The organism is Acinetobacter sp. YH12211 (genome assembly GCF_013418015.1).
Classification (GTDB): Bacteria; Pseudomonadota; Gammaproteobacteria; order Pseudomonadales; family Moraxellaceae; genus Acinetobacter; species Acinetobacter towneri.
Window position 1 is genome coordinate 1 of the sequence record NZ_VPCW01000061.1, and the last position, 1,844, is coordinate 1,844.

The window sequence follows — 1,844 nt, forward strand, 5'->3', positions numbered from 1 at the left end:
GAAGGTGGATTGAGAAGTCTGCTGGAGGTATCAGAAGTGCGAATGCTGACGTGAGTAACGACAAAACGGGTGAAAAACCCGTTCGCTGAAAGACCAAGGGTTCCAGTCCAACGTTAATCGGGGCTGGGTGAGTCGACCCCTAAGGCGAGGCCGAGAGGCGTAGTCGATGGGAAATTGGTTAATATTCCAATACTTCAGTGTAATGCGATGAGAGGACGGAGAAGGTTAAGTCAGCCTGGCGTTGGTAGTCCAGGTGAAAGGAAGTAGGCATGCATCTTAGGCAAATCCGGGGTGCTCTATGCTGAGATCTGATAGCAAGCTGTACTTGTACAGTGAAGTGGCTGATACCCTGCTTCCAGGAAAAGTCTCTAAGCTTCAGTTACACTGGAATCGTACCCGAAACCGACACAGGTGGTCAGGTCGAGTAGACCAAAGCGCTTGAGAGAACTCTGCTGAAGGAACTAGGCAAAATGGTACCGTAACTTCGGGAGAAGGTACGCTGTTGATGGTGATAGGACTCGCTCCTTGAGCTGTCGACAGCCTCAGAAACCAGGCCGCTGCAACTGTTTATTAAAAACATAGCACTCTGCAAACACGAAAGTGGACGTATAGGGTGTGATGCCTGCCCGGTGCTGGAAGGTTAATTGATGGGGTTAGCGTAAGCGAAGCTCTTGATCGAAGCCCCAGTAAACGGCGGCCGTAACTATAACGGTCCTAAGGTAGCGAAATTCCTTGTCGGGTAAGTTCCGACCTGCACGAATGGCATAATGATGGCGGCGCTGTCTCCAGCAGAGGCTCAGTGAAATCGAATTCGCCGTGAAGATGCGGTGTACCCGCGGCTAGACGGAAAGACCCCGTGAACCTTTACTGCAGCTTGACATTGAACTTTGACCTTACTTGTGTAGGATAGGTGGGAGGCTTTGAAACTTGGACGCTAGTCCGAGTGGAGCCGTCCTTGAAATACCACCCTGGTAATGTTGAGGTTCTAACTCTGTCCCGTTATCCGGGACGAGGACCATGTCTGGTGGGTAGTTTGACTGGGGCGGTCTCCTCCTAAAGAGTAACGGAGGAGTACGAAGGTGCGCTCAGCGTGGTCGGAAATCACGCGTAGAGTATAAAGGCAAAAGCGCGCTTAACTGCGAGACCCACAAGTCGAGCAGGTACGAAAGTAGGTCTTAGTGATCCGGTGGTTCTGTATGGAAGGGCCATCGCTCAACGGATAAAAGGTACTCTGGGGATAACAGGCTGATACCGCCCAAGAGTTCATATCGACGGCGGTGTTTGGCACCTCGATGTCGGCTCATCTCATCCTGGGGCTGAAGCAGGTCCCAAGGGTATGGCTGTTCGCCATTTAAAGAGGTACGCGAGCTGGGTTTAGAACGTCGTGAGACAGTTCGGTCCCTATCTACCGTGGGCGCTGGAAATTTGAGAGGATCTGCTCCTAGTACGAGAGGACCAGAGTGGACGAACCTCTGGTGTACCGGTTGTGACGCCAGTCGCATCGCCGGGTAGCTATGTTCGGAAGGGATAACCGCTGAAAGCATCTAAGCGGGAAGCCTACCTCAAGATAAGATTTCCCCGAGGCTTTATGCCTCCTAAAGAGCCGTTGAAGACTACGACGTTGATAGGTTGGATGTGGAAGCATAGCGATATGTGAAGCTGACCAATACTAATTGCTCGTGAGGCTTGACTATACAACACCCAAACAGTTGGGGTTGAATGCTCAATCGATTCAAATCCAATCAGTCAATTCAGACTGATCTTGATTTAGTTAACGCTAAACAATAAAATTCAGACCCAATACAGCCCAATCTGTTACAGATTCGGAAAACGCAGTGCATCAC

General features: G+C 50.7%; 1 rRNA gene. It reads left to right on the forward strand.

Features of this window, described 5'->3' with window-relative positions:
• Positions 1 to 1,694: ribosomal RNA gene (locus FTU98_RS13765) — 23S ribosomal RNA — on the forward strand; the annotation flags it as partial.
• Between the last annotated feature and the right edge of the window lie 150 nt (positions 1,695 to 1,844).